Raw genomic sequence first — 15187 nt, 5'->3', positions numbered from 1 at the left:
CGTGCAGGACCGTCGGCACCCCGGCCATCAGGCCGAGGGTGAGCCGGTCACGGCGGGTCAGCAGACGGCGGTGGCCCTGCGGAACCCGCTTCTTCCGGGACGCGCCCCGGGGCGGCTCACTGGCCGCCTCCGGGGTCTTCATGTCGATGTCGGTGCTCATCCGGTCAGGTGCTCGTCCGGTCAGCCGGACGCGAAGATCGACTTCTTCTGGCGCTCGATCGAGGTGAGCAGGCTGTCGATCCCCTTGGGGTCGCGGACGAACTTCTGCAGGGCGGGCTGCATCACCGTGGAGGTGAAGTCCGGCCGGCTGTCGCGGTCCATGAACTGCGTGAGGTGCTTGGCGCCGCTGATCATCGCGTACGCCTTCTTCTGGATCGCGGTGTACGAGGAGGTGTCGGCCTTGGAGGAGGCGGCCACGACGCTCGGGTCGGCCTTGAGGTAGATCGCCTCGGCCTCCGGAGTGCCCAGGTACTCCAGCAGCTTGACGGCGCCGTCCTTGTTCTTCGGGGCCTTGGAGAGCATGAAGCCGTCGGTGGGGGCCTCCACGGTGTCCTGGCCGAACTCCGGGTTGATCTCCGGGAAGGCGAAGAAGTCGAGGTCGTCGAGGTCGGCCTGGTTGGTGAACTGCTGCGCCACGAAGGTGCCCAGCAGGTACATGCCCGCCTTCTTGGAGACGAGGGTCTGGGCGGCGTCCTGCCAGGTGCGGCCGACGGCGCCGTCCTGGTGGTACGGGAGGATCTCGGCCCAGTGGTCGAAGGCGGCCTTGACCTTGGTGTCGGTCCAGGAGGCCTTTCCGGCCATCAGCTCGACGTGGAAGTCGTAGCCGTTGGTGCGGAAGTTGATCTGGTCGAAGGTGCCGAGCGCGGGCCAGGCGTCCTTGTCGCCGAAGGCGATCGGGACCAGGCCGTCCTTCTTCATCTGCTTGCACAGGGCGACCAGCTGGTCCCAGGTGGTGGGGACGGTGTAGCCGTGCTGCTGGAAGACGCTCTTCCGGTAGAAGAGCGCCCAGGGGTACGTGTACAGCGGCACGAAGTAGTACTTGCCGTCCTCGCCCTTGCTGAGCGCCTTCATCGCGTCGGGGAAGTTGCCGCCGATCTTGTCCCAGACCTCGTCGATGGGGGTGGCGAGCTTCTTGGCCGCGAAGAACTGCATGCGGTAGCCGGCGAACCAGTTGAACACGTCGTCCGGGGTGCCCTGGAGGTAGGAGTTGATCTGCTCCTGGAACGTGTTGTGGTCCTTGGTGTTCACGTCGACCGTGATCCCGGACTGCTTCTTGAACGCCTCGTAGATCGTGGCGAACGCCTTCTTCGGAACCGCGTCGGACGCGTTGGAGCCGAGGCTGACGGTCTTCGGGTCGGAGGCGGTGCCGCTGCCGCCGCACGCGGACAGCAGCGGTATGCCGGCACCGAGGACGGCCGCGCCGCCCAGGCCGCGCAGCAGGGTGCGACGGCTCGGGGAGGGGAGGGCGAAGCGGCCGGAAGGGGAGAGGTCGTGCATGGAACGGCTCCTGACAGCGAGGTTCGGCCATGGAGGTCTGGCTGAAAGCCGGTCTTAATCGACCAGAAATCAACTTGACCGAACACGGGGTGGCGCAATAACAGCCGTATGTCCGGTCATGCGTCAAGAGCCGTCGGCCTCGTTTGTCGAAACGTAATCGACACACCTTGATCCCTTTTTGCCCTCCTTCCTTGATCGTTCGGGCACGATCGCCCGGGTGCGGATCACTTGAGCGTGGCGAAGGCCTTCGAGAACGCGCGGTCGCCCTGGACGATCGAGCTGCACGTCGCGTCGGCCTGGTTCTTGGCCCCGCCCGGGCACTGCCTGTCCCGGGTGGCCGACCACATCGACAGCCACCCGAGGCCCTTCGACTTCGCGAAAGCGACGAGCTGGTCGGCATCCTCGACCGTGAACACCTCGGAGGTGACGTCGTTCACACCGATCATCGGAGTGACCGCGACCGCCTTCCACGCTGCGCTGTCGCTCAGCCCGAACACACTCTTGACCTGTGCCTGCGTGGCGGTGGCTGCCTGTTCGGCATATGTGCCCATATCTCCGCCGTACGCCGGACCGTAGTCCATGGCCATCACATTCACAGTGGCGACCTTCACACCGGCCGCCTTCACGGTGGAGAGCAAACTCACTCCGTCCTGCGTCAGCCCCTCCGGCATGACGGGCAGGGTGAACGAGACGTCGAGGCCCGGATGCTGCCGCTGGAGCTCGGCGACGGCCTGGGCGCGCCGGGTGTTCGCCGCCGCGTTCGGCAGCGCCCCGCCCTCGACGTCGAAATCGACCTTGGTCAGCCGGTAGGCGTCCACGACCTTCCCGTACGCCGCCGCCAGCGCGCTCGCCGAGGAGCAGGTGGTGGCCGGCTCGGCGCCGCTCGCCCCGCCGAAGGAGACCCGCACGTCACCGCCCATCGCCCGCAGCGCCCCGATCTGTGCGGCCACCGCGTCGCTCCCGAGGTCGGTCACCCCGCCCCACTTCGGCGTGCAGCCGCCGCCGTCGGTGACGAAGGCGAGGTTGTAGTTCTTCACGCCGGTCGCGGCGGCGTTCGCGAGAAGGTCGAAGGCGGGGTAGAGGGAGGTGTCGACGTAGGGCGCGAAACCGGCCGAGGCGGCGGTGCCGGCGCCGGGACTCCCCGAGGGTGTGGCGGTCCGCGAAGGGACCGGCACGGGCGTGGGGGACGCCTGCGTCGGCCGCCCGCTCGGCGCGGGCGTGACCTCGCCGTCCGCCGCGCACCGGACGCCGTCCACCCGGCAACCGACCGGGTCCCCGCCGCCGTCGACCACGAACCCGACGGTGACCGACTCCCCGGCGGCCAGCCCGTCGGTGTCCCACTTCGGCGGGGTCACGGTGACGTGCCGGCCGCTGACGCTCGACTCCCCGTTCCAGAGGGAGCCGAGCCTCGCCCCCGCCGGCAGGTCGAACTCCAGCTTCCAGCCCGCCTTGCCCTGACCGCTGTTGTTGGTGACGACGTACTGCGCGGTGTACCCGGTCGACCATGCGCTGGTCCTGGTGTACGCGGCCCCGACCCCGGCCGCCTGCGCGGTACCGGCGACGAGGACGGCCCCACCGCCCACGACGGCCGCGGCGACCACACCCCCGATGACCTTGTTCCTGCCACTCACCCTGCGCCGGTGTGCACTCATCGCCTGCCTGCCTTCACTCTCGGGTGCGGCAGACGCTAGCGACCTCGAATCGGGCAAAGTGCCTGACAGGGGCGGGGATCGAGGATCTTAGGGAGCGCTTAAGGGAGGGATCGGGACCGGTTAAAGGTCAAGACCGGTCGTCCGGTCCGACGGCGTCTCACCGAGCCCCGGTGCCCCCGCCGGAGAGGCGCGCGCTCGCGGCCGTCCAGCTGGATCCAGATCCGTATCTCGGTGCCGCCCAGCACCGACGACCCGATCCGTACGTCCCCGCCCGTCGACTCCGCGAGGCGGCGGACGATGTCCAGACCGAGGCCCGTCGACCCGGTGCTGCCCGAGCCGCGGCCGCGGGCCATCGCCGCCTCGGGGTCGGGTATGCCGGGCCCCGCGTCCGAGACGAGGACGATCACCGCGTCCTCGCCGTTGTGGACGTCGACGGCGAAGGCGGTGCCCTCCGGGGTGTGCCGGAACACGTTGCCGAGGAGGGCGTCCAGGGCGGCGGCGAGGTCGGCGCGGGCCACGGGTATCCGGACCGGGCGGTCGACCCCGGCCGTGCGGACCTTGCGGCCCTCGTCCTCCGCGAGCGCCGACCAGAACGCCATCCGCTCCCGCACCACCTCCGCCGCGTCGCACCCGGCGCCGGGGCCGAGGGCCGTCGTCTGCGGTTTCGCCTCCCGGGCCGTACGGATGATCGTGTCGACCTCGCGCTCCAGCTGGGCGACCGCGGTCCGGGTCTGCTCGGCCGCCGGGGAGTCGCCGAGCGAGGCCGCGTTCAGCCGCAGGACGGTGAGGGGGGTGCGCAGGCGGTGGGAGAGGTCCGCCGCCAGTTCGCGTTCGTTCGCCAGGAGTTGGACCACCTGGTCGGCCATCGAGTTGAACGCCACCGCCGCCAGCCGCAGTTCCTTCGGCCCCTCCTCCGGCACCCTCGACCCCAGCTTTCCCTCCCCCAGTTCGTGCGCCCCCTCGACCAGTTCCCTCGCCGGCCGCACCATCCGTACGCCCAGCCGGTCGGCGACCGCGACCGAGCCGACCACGAGGGCCGCCCCGACCGCCGCGAGCACCGCCCACGCCGTGCCCACCCCGTTGGTGACCTCGGACTCGGGGACGAACACCTCGATCACCACCGTCCCCAGACCCAGCGCGACCGGCTGGAGCAGCGCGGAGCCGCCGGGCACCTCGGCGACGGAGGCGCGGCCCACCTTCCGTACGGCCGCGATGTCCGCGTCGGATGCGCGCCCCCCACCGAGGTCGACGGCGGCCCGGCCGTCGCCCGCCGGTATGTGCACGGCCATCCCGCCGCCCGCGCCGGCGGAGGCGACCACCCGCTCCAACTGGTCGCGGTCGGTGGTGATGGACAGCGCCGGGACCACCACCGCGGCCTCCCGTTCCGCGCCCGAGAACGCGCGGTCGCGGGCCATCTCCCTGATGACGAGTCCGAGCGGGACGGCGAAGGCGACCACGACCATCGTGGTGACGGCCAGACAGACCTTGACGAGCGCCCATCTCATCGCACCGGGCTCCCTTCCTCCGGTGGCTCCAGCTTCACGCCGACTCCCCGCAGGGTGTGCAGATAGCGCGGCCGCGCCGCAGTCTCGCCCAGCTTCCGCCGCAGCCAGGACAGATGGACGTCGATCGTCTGGTCGTCGCCGTAGGACTGCTGCCACACCTCGGCCAGCAGTTCGCGGCGCGGGACGACGACACCCGGCCGGGCGGCCAGGAAGGCCAGCAGATCGAACTCACGGCGGGTCAGGTCCAGCCGGACGCCCTCCAGTTCGGCCTGGCGGCGCAGCGGGTCGACGGCGAGACCGCCGACGCGCAGCACGGAGGAGGGCGGGGCCTCCGCGGTGCCGGACCGGGACCGGCGCAGGACGGCGGCCATCCGTGCCGACAGGTGCTCGACCGAGAACGGCTTGGTCAGGTAGTCGTCCGCGCCCGCGTTCAGCAGCCGGACGATCTCCGCCTCGTCGTCGCGCGCGGTGGCGATGATGACCGGCACGTCGGTGATGCCGCGCAGCATCTTCAGGGCCTCCGAGCCGTCGAGATCGGGCAGCCCGAGGTCCAGGACGACCACGTCGAAACGGAAGTGGGCGACCTCGCGCAGCGCCTCCAGCGCGGTGCCGACACTGCGCACGAGGTGCGCGGCGTCGGTCAGATGCCGGATGAGCGCCGAGCGTACGAACTGGTCGTCCTCGACCACGAGCACACTTGCCATGCGCCGCACCGTACGCCATCCGCCGCAGCCCGGCCGGGGCCTGTGGACAACTCCCGTCCTGTGGACAACCGGTGGCCCTGCCGTGCGACACCCGTGGGACGGGTGAGGCAAGATGGCCGGCGATGCGCAGAGGACTCGTACACGTACTGGCCTGGCTGCTCGCCACGGGCGCGGCGGTCACGCTGTCGTGGTGGGGTGTCCACACGGTCATGGCGGGCACGGTCTACGACCCTCCGCGCGCCCTGCCGCTGACGGCGGGCGGGACGACCTCGGCCGCCCGGGAGTCCCGGTCCCTGCCCTCCCCGAGCACCAGCCCCTCCTCCCCTTCGCCCACGCCGACCCCGGCGGCCTCGAAAGCGGCGAAGACTCCCTCGGCCTCCTCGCCGCCCAGCGCACCGGCTCCCTCGAAGAGCACCGCCGCGGGCACCATCAAGAGCTACGACACCGACGGCGGCCGGGTCGTCCTCGACCTCGCCGACACCTACGCGACCCTCGTGTCCGCCACCCCGGGGGCGGGCTGGTCGGTGCAGGTGTGGAAGACGGAGTCCTGGATCCGGGTCGACTTCGCCTCGGGCGCCGACCGGGTGACGGTCTTCTGCACCTGGCACGACGGCCCGCCCCGGGTCGACGTACAGAACTTCTGAGCTGCTGAGCTGCTGAGCTGCTGAGCTGCTGAGCTGCTGAGCTGCTGGGAACGAAATCAACAAAAGCGACCACGCCGGCCGGACCGGCAGGCACGGGCCCTAGCGGAACACCGAGGGTGGCGGGGCCGGGGAGGCGACCGCCGCCGCGTCCGTCACGGGGGCCGCTCCGCCGGTGAAGTCGAGAAGGGCGCGCCCGTGCTCGACCCGGGCCGGGTGCGGGTCGGAGGCGGAGCGGCGGGTCAGCTCGGCTACGGGCAGCGGCAGGTCGGAGGCGACGAGCACGGCGTTGCCGAACCGTTTCCCCCGTAGCACCGTCGGGTCGGCCACCAGGGCGAGTGCCTCGAAGCGGGCGGCGGCGGTGGCGATCTGGCCGCGCAGATGCGCGAGGGGCGGGCCGTCGGCGACGTTGGCGGCGTAGAGACCGCCGGGCCTGAGCGCCCTGCGGACCTCGTCCAGGAACTCGGCCGAGGTGAGGTGGGCGGGGGTCCGGGCGCCGCTGAACACATCGGCGATCACGAGATCGGCCCACCCGTCGGGCACCTTGCCGAGTCCGTCCCGCGCGTCCAGCGACCGGACCCTGATCCGCGCGCCGGGGTCCAGGGGCAGTTCCCGGCGCACCAGCCGGACCAGCGCCGCGTCCCGCTCGACGATCTGCTGGGTGGAGCGGGGGCGGGTCGCGGCGACGTACCGGGCGAGCGTGAACGCTCCGCCGCCGAGGTGCACCGCGTGCAGCGGCCGGCCGGGCGGCGCCGCGAGGTCGATGACATGGCCGAGGCGGCGCTGGTACTCGAAGGACAGGTGGGCCGGGTCGTCGAGGTCGACGTGCGACTGCGGCGCCCCGTCGATCAGCAGCGTCCAGGCCCGCCCGCGGTCCCGGTCGGGCAGCAACTGCGCGAGCCCGCCGTCGACGGCCTCGACGACGGCCGCGGGGTCGGAACTCCGCGCGCTCCTGTTGCTCCGGGACTTTGCCATGGGGGCATCTTCGCAGCTGCCGAGGGATGGGGCCGGAGCCGCCCGCGCGCCGTCGGGTCACTGACAGCTGTCCGCCGCCTCGATCGTGCGCGCCGCCTCGCCGAGGGCCCGCCGCAGTACGGCGGGATCCGTCGCGAGGTCCGCCTCGCCGGGCGGCACCAGCCAGTCCGAGCCCGCCACCAGGGGCTCGGGGTCGGGCCTCGGCCCGCGCCCGTCGGTCTCCGTGCAGGTACTGCCCGGCAGGTCCCAGGCGGCCGCGGTGCCCGGCGGCACCAGGAACCCGAGGGTGTCGCCCCCGTCGTCGTGCAGCACGGGCCCCACCGAGGGCCCGGCCCCCCGGCGCAGGATGTCGACCGCCTCCAGTCCCTGCCGGGTCGGCACCGTCACGAGGTCGCACGCCGCGCCCCTCGGCACGGCCGCGACCGACGGCGTACTCGGATCGTTGCTCTGGCTGGTCTCCATCCCGGCCTCCACCGCGCAGCCCGCTTGTAGTCCACAGCATTCAACGCGGCACCGCGTCAACGGCTACGGGGGAAGTCCGCCGCAAAGGATGGCAGTTCATGGCAGATCCCGGATGAGATACCCGGTTTGCGACCAAACTCCGCATGGCGGCCCGACCGCAGCAGGTACGTTCTTGCCCGCCGGACACCAGGGTGATCACCTCGGAAAACCGATTGAGTCTCCCCGGCCCCGGCATGGTTCGACGGTTCGCAGAGAGGACCCGGCCATGGCGTCGTCAACGGTGACCCCACCCAGGCCCGACCGGCCACCAAAACCCAACCTCGCCTTCCGGCAGCTGCGCGGACAGCGCTCGCCGGCCGAGTTCGCCGCACTGGTACGGCGGGCCGCGCGCGAGATCGGCGAGCGGGTCAGCTGTGACGCGCGCTACATCGGACGGGTCGAGGCAGGGGAGATCCGCTGCCCCAACTACGCGTACGAGCGGGTGTTCCTGCACATGTTCCCCGGTCGCACACTGACCGACCTGGGGTTCGCGCCTCGCGCGTCCGTCCGCGGACGCGGGTCGCGTGCCGCCGACGACGCGCCCTGCGTACACACCGCGAGCCCGGCGCACACCATCGGTGAGCCACGGCGGACGGGTGAGACACACGGGGCCTACGAGCCGTATGACACACAGAACACGCAGGACCCGTACGACACGCACCACAACCACGAGGAGAGCGACGTGCTGCGTCGCGCATTCATGACGGGCGGAGGGGCCACCGTGGCCGCCGCCTCGCTGGGCCCCCTGGGGCTCGCCCCCCACGCCTCGGCGGCGGAGCGCCGGGTGCGCCACGCCGGGGCGAGCGAGGCGGCCGCCCTCGAAGAAGCGGTCCGCAGGATCCGCCTGCTGGACGACCGGCACGGCGCCGACGGCCTCTACCGCCGCGCGGCCGCCCCGCTGCGCGCCGCCTACGCGCTGCTCGACGCCGGTACCACCCGGCAGACGACCGCCGACCGGCTGCACTCGGGCGCCGGGGAACTCGCCATCTCCGTGGGCTGGCTGGCACACGACTCCGGCCGCTTCGACGACGCGCGCTCGCACTACGCGGAGGCCCTCGCCACCGCGCGGATGGCCGGTGACCGGGCACTGGAGGCCCACGCCTTCTGCAACACCGCGTTCCTCGCGCGCGACGCGGGGCGCCCCCGCGAGGCGGTGCGCGCCGCGCAGGCCGCGCAGCGCGTCGCGCGCCCCCTGGGCTCGGCGCGGCTGATGTCCCTCCTGGCGCTGCGCGAGGCGGGCGGCTGGGCGGGACTCGCCGACCGGGCCGGCTGCGAACAGTCCCTCGCCCGCGCGCACGCCTTCTACGAGCGCGGTGCCTCGGACGCCGACGCCGAGTGGATGAGCTTCTACGGCGAGGCCGAGCTCGCGGGTCTCGAGGCGCAGTGCTGGTCCACGCTGGGCGACTGGCGCCGGGCGGCCCGGCACGCGGGACGGGCGGCCGACCTCCAGGACCCGCACTTCACCCGCAACATCGCGCTGTACACGGCCGAGCTGGCCGACGACCTGGCCCGGGGCGGACGGCCCGACGAGGCGGCCGTGGCCGGGATGCGGGTCCTGGACCTGCTGGACCAGGTCCAGTCGTCCCGCATCCAGGGGATGCTGGCGGGGACGGCGAGAGTGCTTCTGCCACACCGGAGGGCGGGCGGGGTGCACGAGTTCCTGGAGAGACACGCGTCGGCGCCCCGCAAGGCGTAGAGCCCGAGCGGGTCGGCCGGAACCGGTCACCCCGCCAGGTGCCCCAGGTCGTTCCAGCTCTCGATCGCCGGCTCGCCGTAGGCCCAGCCCAGGACCGAGAGCGACGTCGGGTTCAGACGGATCCGGGCCGCGAAGTCCAGCGGCAGCCCCAGCCAGCGTGCCCCGATGGACCGGAGGATGTGCCCGTGGGCGAACACCAGCACGTCCCGGTCCGCCGAGCGCGCCCAGGCGACCACCTCGTCCGCGCGGGCGGTGACCTCCGCGAGGGACTCCCCCTCGGGAACCCCGTCGCGCCAGATGAGCCAGCCGGGCCGGACCGCCTGGATGCCGGCGGGCGTCATGCCCTCGTACGCGCCGTAGTCCCACTCCATGAGCGTGTCCCAGCGGGCGGCCCGCTCACCGAAACCGGCGAGTTCGCACGTGTCACGCGCGCGTGCCAGCGGGCTGGTGCGGATCTCGACGTCCGCGAGACCGTCGAACGGCGCCCGGTGCAGCCGTTCACCGAGCAGTTTGGCGCCGCGGCGGCCCTCCTCCAGGAGCGGCACGTCGGTCCTGCCGGTGTGCCTGCCGGACAGCGACCACTCCGTCTGCCCGTGCCGGGCCAGCAGGATGCGCGGTGCCATGGGGGACCTTTCAGGGGGAACCCTGGGACGGACCAGGGAGAAATCGGAGGCGGGACCCCTCCATCATCGCTCACCCTTGAACGGGGCAACCCGGTGGGCGATCTCCGCGTCTTTGAGGGCCGGGGGCCCTCCGAGAGGGCGTCCGCATACGCCGTAAAGTGGCTCGTCCCGTGCCACCGGGACCGCAAGCGTACGAAGGGGGAGGCGATCGGATGACGCAGACCGAGACACCGGGCACCGAGGCGGCCCCTCGGGCCCGGCTGCGCTGGTGGACCGAGCTGCCTCTCATCCTGCTGGTGTACGCCTGCTACTCGGCGGGCCGGCTGCTCGCCCGGGGGGACGTCACGACGGCCGTCGACCACGGCCTGGCGATCCTGCGCGTCGAGAAGTTCCTGCACCTCAACGCCGAGCACCCGCTGAACCGCCTGTTCACGCGCGAGGCCTGGCTCGGTGTGCCGGCCGACTTCTGGTACGCGTCGCTGCACTACCTGGTCACCCCGGTGATCCTGGTCTGGCTGTTCCGGTACCGCTCGGAGGTCTACCGGGCGGCCCGCACCTGGCTGATGACGTCCACCTTCATCGGCCTCATCGGCTTCACGCTCCTGCCCACCTGCCCGCCCCGCCTCCTCTCCACGGACCACGGCTTCGTGGACACCATGGCCCAGTACAGCTCGTACGGCTGGTGGGGCGGCGAGGCGAGCGCTCCGCGCGGCCTCGGCGGGATGACCAACCAGTACGCGGCGATGCCGAGTCTGCACGTGGGCTGGTCGCTGTGGTGCGGAGTGATGCTGTGGCGCTACGGCCGCACCCGCACGACGAAGGTCGCCGCCGTGCTCTACCCGCTGCTCACCACGATCGTGGTCATGGGCACCGCCAACCACTACTTCCTCGACGCGGTCGCGGGCGCGGCCGTGATGGGCGTCGGCCTGCTGCTGGCACCGGTCGTCATGCGGTCGGCGGACCGGCTCCGGGCGGCGCTCATCACTCGGGCGCCGTCCTTCCCGGCGGTCTCCCGGGACACTTCGGCCTCGATTGTCAGTGGCGGATGCCAGACTTCGACGGGTGAGCGAATTCCACGGCAGCGCGAGTCACGGTTCGAACCGGGAACCGGCCCGGGTGCCTCCCCCACGGACGCGGGGGACGGCGCTCCGGCAGCGGCTCGCTGAGCTGCGCGGCCCCGACGTACCGGCCAAGGCGCTCGACGCCCGTGCCCTCGCGGCGCTCGCCGCGAACCCGGGCTGCAAGCGGCGCGCGATCCTCGACGGCGCCGGGGTGAACAAGGCGGCGCTGGCGGGGGCGCTGGGCTCCCCGTCGGCCTTCGGGCAGTCCCAGTTCGCCCTCACCCGTGGCAACGCCTTCGAGGCGAAGGTGAAGGCGGACGGCGGGGCGGAGCTGCTGCGGCTGGTGCATGAGCGGCTGGACCCGGCCGCCGAGCCGCCCACGACCGCGAGCGTGCCCGAGCTCACCGCCTCGGGCCCCGAGGGCCGCACGGCGCGTACGGCGCTGGCGCTGCGCGAGGCCACCGAACAGGCCCGGGGCACCTGGACGTTCCTCGACCACCCGATGCTCGCCCTCGACGTCGCCGGATCCCCGGCCTTCCTCGAGCCCGACGCGGTGGTGGTGCACCCGGACGGCAGCTGGACGGTCGTGGAGATCAAGTCGTTCCCGATGCTGGACGGTTCGGCGGACCCGGCGAAGGTCGGCGCGGCCGCCCGCCAGGCAGCCGTGTACGTACTGGCCCTCGAGGAGGTCGCCGCCCGTCTCGACCCGGCCCCGAAGGTCCGCCACCGGGTGCTCCTCGTCTGCCCCAAGGACTTCTCCAACCTGCCGACCGCCTCCGCCGTCGACGTCCGCAAGCAGCGCGCGGTCACCAGCCGCCAGCTGGCCCGCCTCACCCGCATCCAGGACATCGCCGACACCCTCCCCGAAGGCACCTGCTTCTCCCCCGAGCTGCCGGCCGAACAGCTCACGGCGGCCGTGGAGTCGGTCCCGGCGACGTACGCACCGGAATGCCTGGCCGCCTGCGAGCTGGCGTTCCACTGCCGCGACCGCTCCCGCGCGGCCGGCGCGGTGACCACCCTGGGCCGCTCGGTCCGCGCCGAACTGGGCGGCCTGACCACCGTCGACGACGTCCTGGCCGCCGCGCGCGGCGAGCTGGGCGACCCGGACGACCCGGCGGTCGCCGCCCTGCGCCGCGCCGCACAACTGCGCACCGAAGCACTCGGGGCTCGCGAAGCGCAGGAAACCCTGGGGGCGATGTGTCGCTGATCGCCACCCTCGCCCGGCTGGAGGCCGTCGCCACCGGCCGCGCCCTGCCCGCCGCCACCGTCCGGCACCGGCATCTGTCCGACCGCCCCCTGGTGTTCGTGCCGCTCACCACCGCCGGTGAGGCCGGTGCCCCGCTCGGCGCGCTGGTCGGCACCGACCGGGACGCGCCGCGGCTGCTCGTCGTACCGCAGCCGCGCGACCGCGACCTCAGGTTCGTGTTCCTCGCCGAGCTCGCCGACATCGTCCTGCCGTACATCGACTCCTACGCGGACTCCGTGGAGGCGGCCGAGCGCAATGAGACCGACCCGGAGACCGGCAAGCGCGTCAAGGTCGAGGTCGAGCTGTGCGCCGACGCCCCGCAGCTGATCGTGCCGAGCCGCGCGGGCGTCGACTTCGTCCGCCTCCTCGGCCGCTCCACGCGTTTTCGGCGTACGGCGGAGCAGGACCCCGAGTCGCCGTTCCCCGCTCCCCCGCGCGTGCCGCTGCTCGGGCGCTGGCTGACGCACTTCGGGGAGCGGGCCCGCGTCCCCGGTTCCTCCCTCCTCCTCGCGCTCACCGAGGTGCTCGGCCGGCACTGGGCTACCGGGCAGTCCAGCCTGGAGGACCAGCACCTGGGCGCGCTGCTGGCGTGGATCGCCCCGCCGGAGGGCGAGTCCGGCGCGGAGGCCGCCCAGCGGGCCGAGCTCGCGCGCGACGCCGACGGACAGTTGCGGTGCCCGCCGGCCGGACCGGCCACCGACCCCGCCTTCGACAACAAGCTGCTCGCACCCGCCATCGAGCGCTACGACCGCGCGCGGACCGGCCTGGCCGCCGCCGAGGACGGCCTGGAGGCCGACGACCGGCTGGGCGCGCAGACCGCCGCCGAGCGGGAGATCCACGAGCTGGTGCGCGGCCGGACGCTGCCCACCTGGCACAAGGTGTGGGACGGCATCGACCTGCTGCGCACGCTGCCCGAAGGGGCGCACGTCGAGGAGCGGTGGACGCGCGACCGCTGGTCGTTCACCGGCCACCGCGACCGGGTGGTGGCCGGCGAACCCCCGCAGCCGCGCCGGGACGACGCGGTGACCGCCGCCAACAAGCTCGCCACGCGCGAGCGTGAGCAGGCCCGGCTCGAGGCGCAGGAGGCGCTCGACGACCCGCTGGTGATGGCGGGACGACGGCTGTCCGGGGAGGCGTTCGCGGGCGAGGTCGTCGACGTCGTCATGGCGTACAGCGAGGGCAAGCGGCCCAGCCCCCGCCCGCTGGTCACCGTGCGGACGGACGACCGGCCGCGGCTCGGGGAGCGGTTGAAGGTGTACCGCTCGCTGGGCGGGAAGCCGCAGGCGGCGGAGTTCGTGGGCCAGGAGGACGAGGGTCTCCTCGTGCTGCGGATCGTCGACAAGATGGGCCGTGGGAAGGAGCCGGAGGCGGGATCCGTGCCCGAGAAGGGCGACCTGCTGTGCTTCACGCTCTTCGAGCACGAGCAGCGCGGCGGCGCCAAGCTGCCCGACCCGGAGGACACGCCGTGGACGCACGGCGGCCCGCCCGGCGAGCAGGTACCCGAAGCTCCCGACTCCGTCACCCAGGAGGACGTTCTGTGACACCCCCTGTGTCGGCCGAGGCCGCTTTCGACCCGGGCACCGCCGCCGGCCGCGCCACCGACGCGATCCTGCGCGACACGCTGCACGGCACCGCGCGCGGAGTGGTCGTGGACTCCCCGCCCGGCGCGGGAAAGTCGACGCTCGTCGTCCGCGCGGCGCTGGAACTCGCCGACGCGGGGCGCCCGTTGATGGTGGTCGCACAGACCAACGCGCAGGTCGACGACCTGGTGCTGCGGCTCGCCGAGAAGAGCCCCGAGCTGCCGGTGGGCCGGCTGCACAGCAGTGACGCGGACCCGTACGACAAGGCGCTGGACGCGCTGGCGCAGGTACGGAAGTCGGCGAAGGCCGCGGACCTGGCCGGTCTGCCGGTCGTCATCTCCACCGCCGCCAAGTGGGCGCATGTGAAGGCCGACGAGCCGTGGCGGCACGCGATCGTGGACGAGGCGTACCAGATGCGGTCGGACGGACTGCTGGCCGTGGCCGGACTGTTCGAGCGGGCGCTGTTCGTGGGCGACCCGGGGCAGTTGGATCCGTTCGCGATCGTGGGCAGCGAGCAGTGGGCGGGCCTGTCGTACGACCCGTCGGCCTCGGCGGTGACGACGCTGCTCGCGCACAACCCGGAGCTGCCCCAGCACCGCCTGCCGGTGTCCTGGCGGCTCCCGGCGTCTGCGGCCCCCCTCGTCTCCGACGCCTTCTACCCCTACACACCGTTCCGCAGCGGCACGGCCCACGGCGACCGCCGGCTGGCCTTCGCCGTGCCGTCGGACGGCTCGGGCCCCGACCGGGTGATCGACGAGGCGGCCGAGTCGGGCTGGGGCCTGCTGGAGTTGCCCGCCCGGCACACGCCCCGCACGGACCCGGAGGCGGTACGGGCGGTGGCGACGGTCGTACGACGCCTGCTGGACCGGGGCGGGGCGGCCACCTCGGAGCGCTCCCCCGACCCCACCCCGCTGACCGCCGACCGGGTCGCCGTCGGCACGGCCCACCGCGACCAGGCCGCGGCGGTACGGGCGGCGCTGGCGGAACTGGGCGTCACGGACGTCACCGTGGACACGGCGAACCGCCTCCAGGGCATGGAGTTCGACGTCACGGTGATCCTGCACCCGCTGTCCGGCCGCCCCGACGCCACCGCCTTCCACCTGGAGACCGGCCGCCTCTGCGTCCTCACCTCCCGGCACCGGCACGCGTGCGTGGTGGTGTGCCGAGCGGGGGTCGGGGACCTCCTCGACGACTACCCCTCCACGGAGCCGGTCCAGCTGGGAACCCTCGTGAAGTTCCCGGACGGCTGGGAAGCCAACCACGCGGTCCTGGCACACCTGGCGGAACACCGGATCCCCTGGACACCCTGAACCGCGCACGGAACCCCGGAAACACCGCGCGCCCTGAAGCCCCGAAGGCCCGCCCGCGCAACAGGACCGCCACCCCGCCACCCGCCGGACGGAGTCCGACACGCCGCCAGAGGCGGCCGACGAACACAGCCCGGACGGCTGGGAAGCCAACCACGCGGTCCTGGCACACCTGGCGGAACACCGGATCCCCTGGACA

At 73.0% G+C, this 15187-nt stretch carries 13 protein-coding genes and 1 pseudogene; 6 read left to right on the top strand and 8 right to left on the bottom strand.

The genetic code is table 11. The annotated features are described in order from the left end of the window. The 5 genes and pseudogenes from ABT057_RS17605 to ABT057_RS17585 all read right to left on the bottom strand — a co-directional run. Positions 1–160: pseudogene (locus ABT057_RS17605) on the bottom strand (sugar ABC transporter permease); the annotation flags it as partial. A 20-nt stretch (positions 161–180) separates the two neighbouring features. After that, positions 181–1497, bottom strand: coding sequence for an ABC transporter substrate-binding protein (locus ABT057_RS17600; RefSeq protein ID WP_352343941.1), 1317 nt, complete (start codon positions 1495–1497; stop codon positions 181–183). Positions 1498–1721: 224 nt separating this feature from the next. Continuing rightward, on the bottom strand, positions 1722–3149 hold the full coding sequence (locus tag ABT057_RS17595) for a glycoside hydrolase family 18 protein (protein ID WP_352343940.1): 1428 nt from the start codon (positions 3147–3149) through the stop codon (positions 1722–1724). 98 nt (positions 3150–3247) lie between these two features. Then, positions 3248–4654: a HAMP domain-containing sensor histidine kinase gene (locus tag ABT057_RS17590; protein WP_352343939.1), complete on the bottom strand. Its 1407-nt coding sequence runs from the start codon at positions 4652–4654 to the stop codon at positions 3248–3250. Next, positions 4651–5358, bottom strand: coding sequence for a response regulator transcription factor (locus tag ABT057_RS17585; protein WP_352343938.1), 708 nt, complete (start codon positions 5356–5358; stop codon positions 4651–4653). Before ABT057_RS17585 ends, ABT057_RS17590 begins: the two co-directional genes overlap by 4 nt. Positions 5359–5480: 122 nt before the next feature. Between ABT057_RS17585 and ABT057_RS17580 the strand changes: the two genes are divergently transcribed. Next, positions 5481–6002 (top strand): hypothetical protein, encoded by a 522-nt coding sequence (locus tag ABT057_RS17580; protein WP_352343937.1) that lies wholly within the window; start codon positions 5481–5483, stop codon positions 6000–6002. Positions 6003–6101: 99 nt separating this feature from the next. Here ABT057_RS17580 and ABT057_RS17575 read toward each other — a convergent pair whose 3' ends face one another. After that, entirely contained in the window at positions 6102–6974 is an 873-nt protein-coding gene (locus ABT057_RS17575) for a spermidine synthase (RefSeq protein WP_352343936.1), read from the bottom strand. Between the two features lie 57 nt (positions 6975–7031). Beyond that, on the bottom strand, positions 7032–7436 hold the full coding sequence (locus tag ABT057_RS17570; protein WP_352343935.1) for a hypothetical protein: 405 nt from the start codon (positions 7434–7436) through the stop codon (positions 7032–7034). 265 nt (positions 7437–7701) lie between these two features. Here ABT057_RS17570 and ABT057_RS17565 point away from each other — a divergent pair, with 265 nt between their 5' ends. Further along, positions 7702–9171, top strand: coding sequence for an NsdA family TPR-like regulatory protein (locus ABT057_RS17565; protein WP_352343934.1), 1470 nt, complete (start codon positions 7702–7704; stop codon positions 9169–9171). Between the two features lie 26 nt (positions 9172–9197). Here the strand turns inward: ABT057_RS17565 and ABT057_RS17560 are convergent, their stop codons facing one another. Further along, the gene (locus ABT057_RS17560; protein WP_352343933.1) at positions 9198–9794 is read right to left on the bottom strand and encodes a histidine phosphatase family protein; all 597 of its coding nucleotides are present in this window, start codon (positions 9792–9794) and stop codon (positions 9198–9200) included. A gap of 212 nt (positions 9795–10006) precedes the next feature. On the opposite strand from ABT057_RS17560, the gene ABT057_RS17555 reads away from it, so the two are divergent. Genes ABT057_RS17555 through ABT057_RS17540 form a run of 4 tightly spaced genes read left to right on the top strand, consistent with a single transcriptional unit; the run spans position 10007 to position 14991 of the window. Further along, positions 10007–10960 carry a phosphatase PAP2 family protein gene (locus ABT057_RS17555; RefSeq protein ID WP_352343932.1) on the top strand — a complete coding sequence of 318 codons (954 nt, stop codon included), beginning with the start codon at positions 10007–10009 and terminating at the stop codon, positions 10958–10960. Then, positions 10911–12062 (top strand): hypothetical protein, encoded by a 1152-nt coding sequence (locus tag ABT057_RS17550; protein ID WP_352343960.1) that lies wholly within the window; start codon positions 10911–10913, stop codon positions 12060–12062. Before ABT057_RS17555 ends, ABT057_RS17550 begins: the two co-directional genes overlap by 50 nt. After that, positions 12053–13642 (top strand): amino acid adenylation domain-containing protein, encoded by a 1590-nt coding sequence (locus ABT057_RS17545; RefSeq protein ID WP_352343931.1) that lies wholly within the window; start codon positions 12053–12055, stop codon positions 13640–13642. Before ABT057_RS17550 ends, ABT057_RS17545 begins: the two co-directional genes overlap by 10 nt. A gap of 8 nt (positions 13643–13650) precedes the next feature. Then, complete coding sequence (locus ABT057_RS17540) at positions 13651–14991, top strand: AAA domain-containing protein (protein ID WP_352343959.1); 1341 nt, start codon at positions 13651–13653, stop codon at positions 14989–14991. Positions 14992–15187 lie beyond the last annotated feature (196 nt).

This window comes from Streptomyces sp. NPDC002588, assembly GCF_040295925.1.
GTDB lineage: Bacteria > Actinomycetota > Actinomycetes > Streptomycetales > Streptomycetaceae > Streptomyces.
Note: the sequence above shows the minus strand (reverse complement) of the source record. Positions and strands in the feature narration are given on the sequence as shown.

Coding starts and splice junctions, on each gene's coding strand:
- ABT057_RS17575 (WP_352343936.1), bottom strand. CDS start 6,974: ATGGCAAAGTCCCGGAGCAACAGGAGCGCGCGGAGTTCCGACCCCGCG.
- ABT057_RS17570 (WP_352343935.1), bottom strand. CDS start 7,436: ATGGAGACCAGCCAGAGCAACGATCCGAGTACGCCGTCGGTCGCGGCC.
- ABT057_RS17585 (WP_352343938.1), bottom strand. CDS start 5,358: ATGGCAAGTGTGCTCGTGGTCGAGGACGACCAGTTCGTACGCTCGGCG.
- ABT057_RS17600 (WP_352343941.1), bottom strand. CDS start 1,497: ATGCACGACCTCTCCCCTTCCGGCCGCTTCGCCCTCCCCTCCCCGAGC.
- ABT057_RS17565 (WP_352343934.1), top strand. CDS start 7,702: ATGGCGTCGTCAACGGTGACCCCACCCAGGCCCGACCGGCCACCAAAA.
- ABT057_RS17555 (WP_352343932.1), top strand. CDS start 10,007: ATGACGCAGACCGAGACACCGGGCACCGAGGCGGCCCCTCGGGCCCGG.
- ABT057_RS17595 (WP_352343940.1), bottom strand. CDS start 3,149: ATGAGTGCACACCGGCGCAGGGTGAGTGGCAGGAACAAGGTCATCGGG.
- ABT057_RS17560 (WP_352343933.1), bottom strand. CDS start 9,794: ATGGCACCGCGCATCCTGCTGGCCCGGCACGGGCAGACGGAGTGGTCG.
- ABT057_RS17580 (WP_352343937.1), top strand. CDS start 5,481: ATGCGCAGAGGACTCGTACACGTACTGGCCTGGCTGCTCGCCACGGGC.
- ABT057_RS17590 (WP_352343939.1), bottom strand. CDS start 4,654: ATGAGATGGGCGCTCGTCAAGGTCTGTCTGGCCGTCACCACGATGGTC.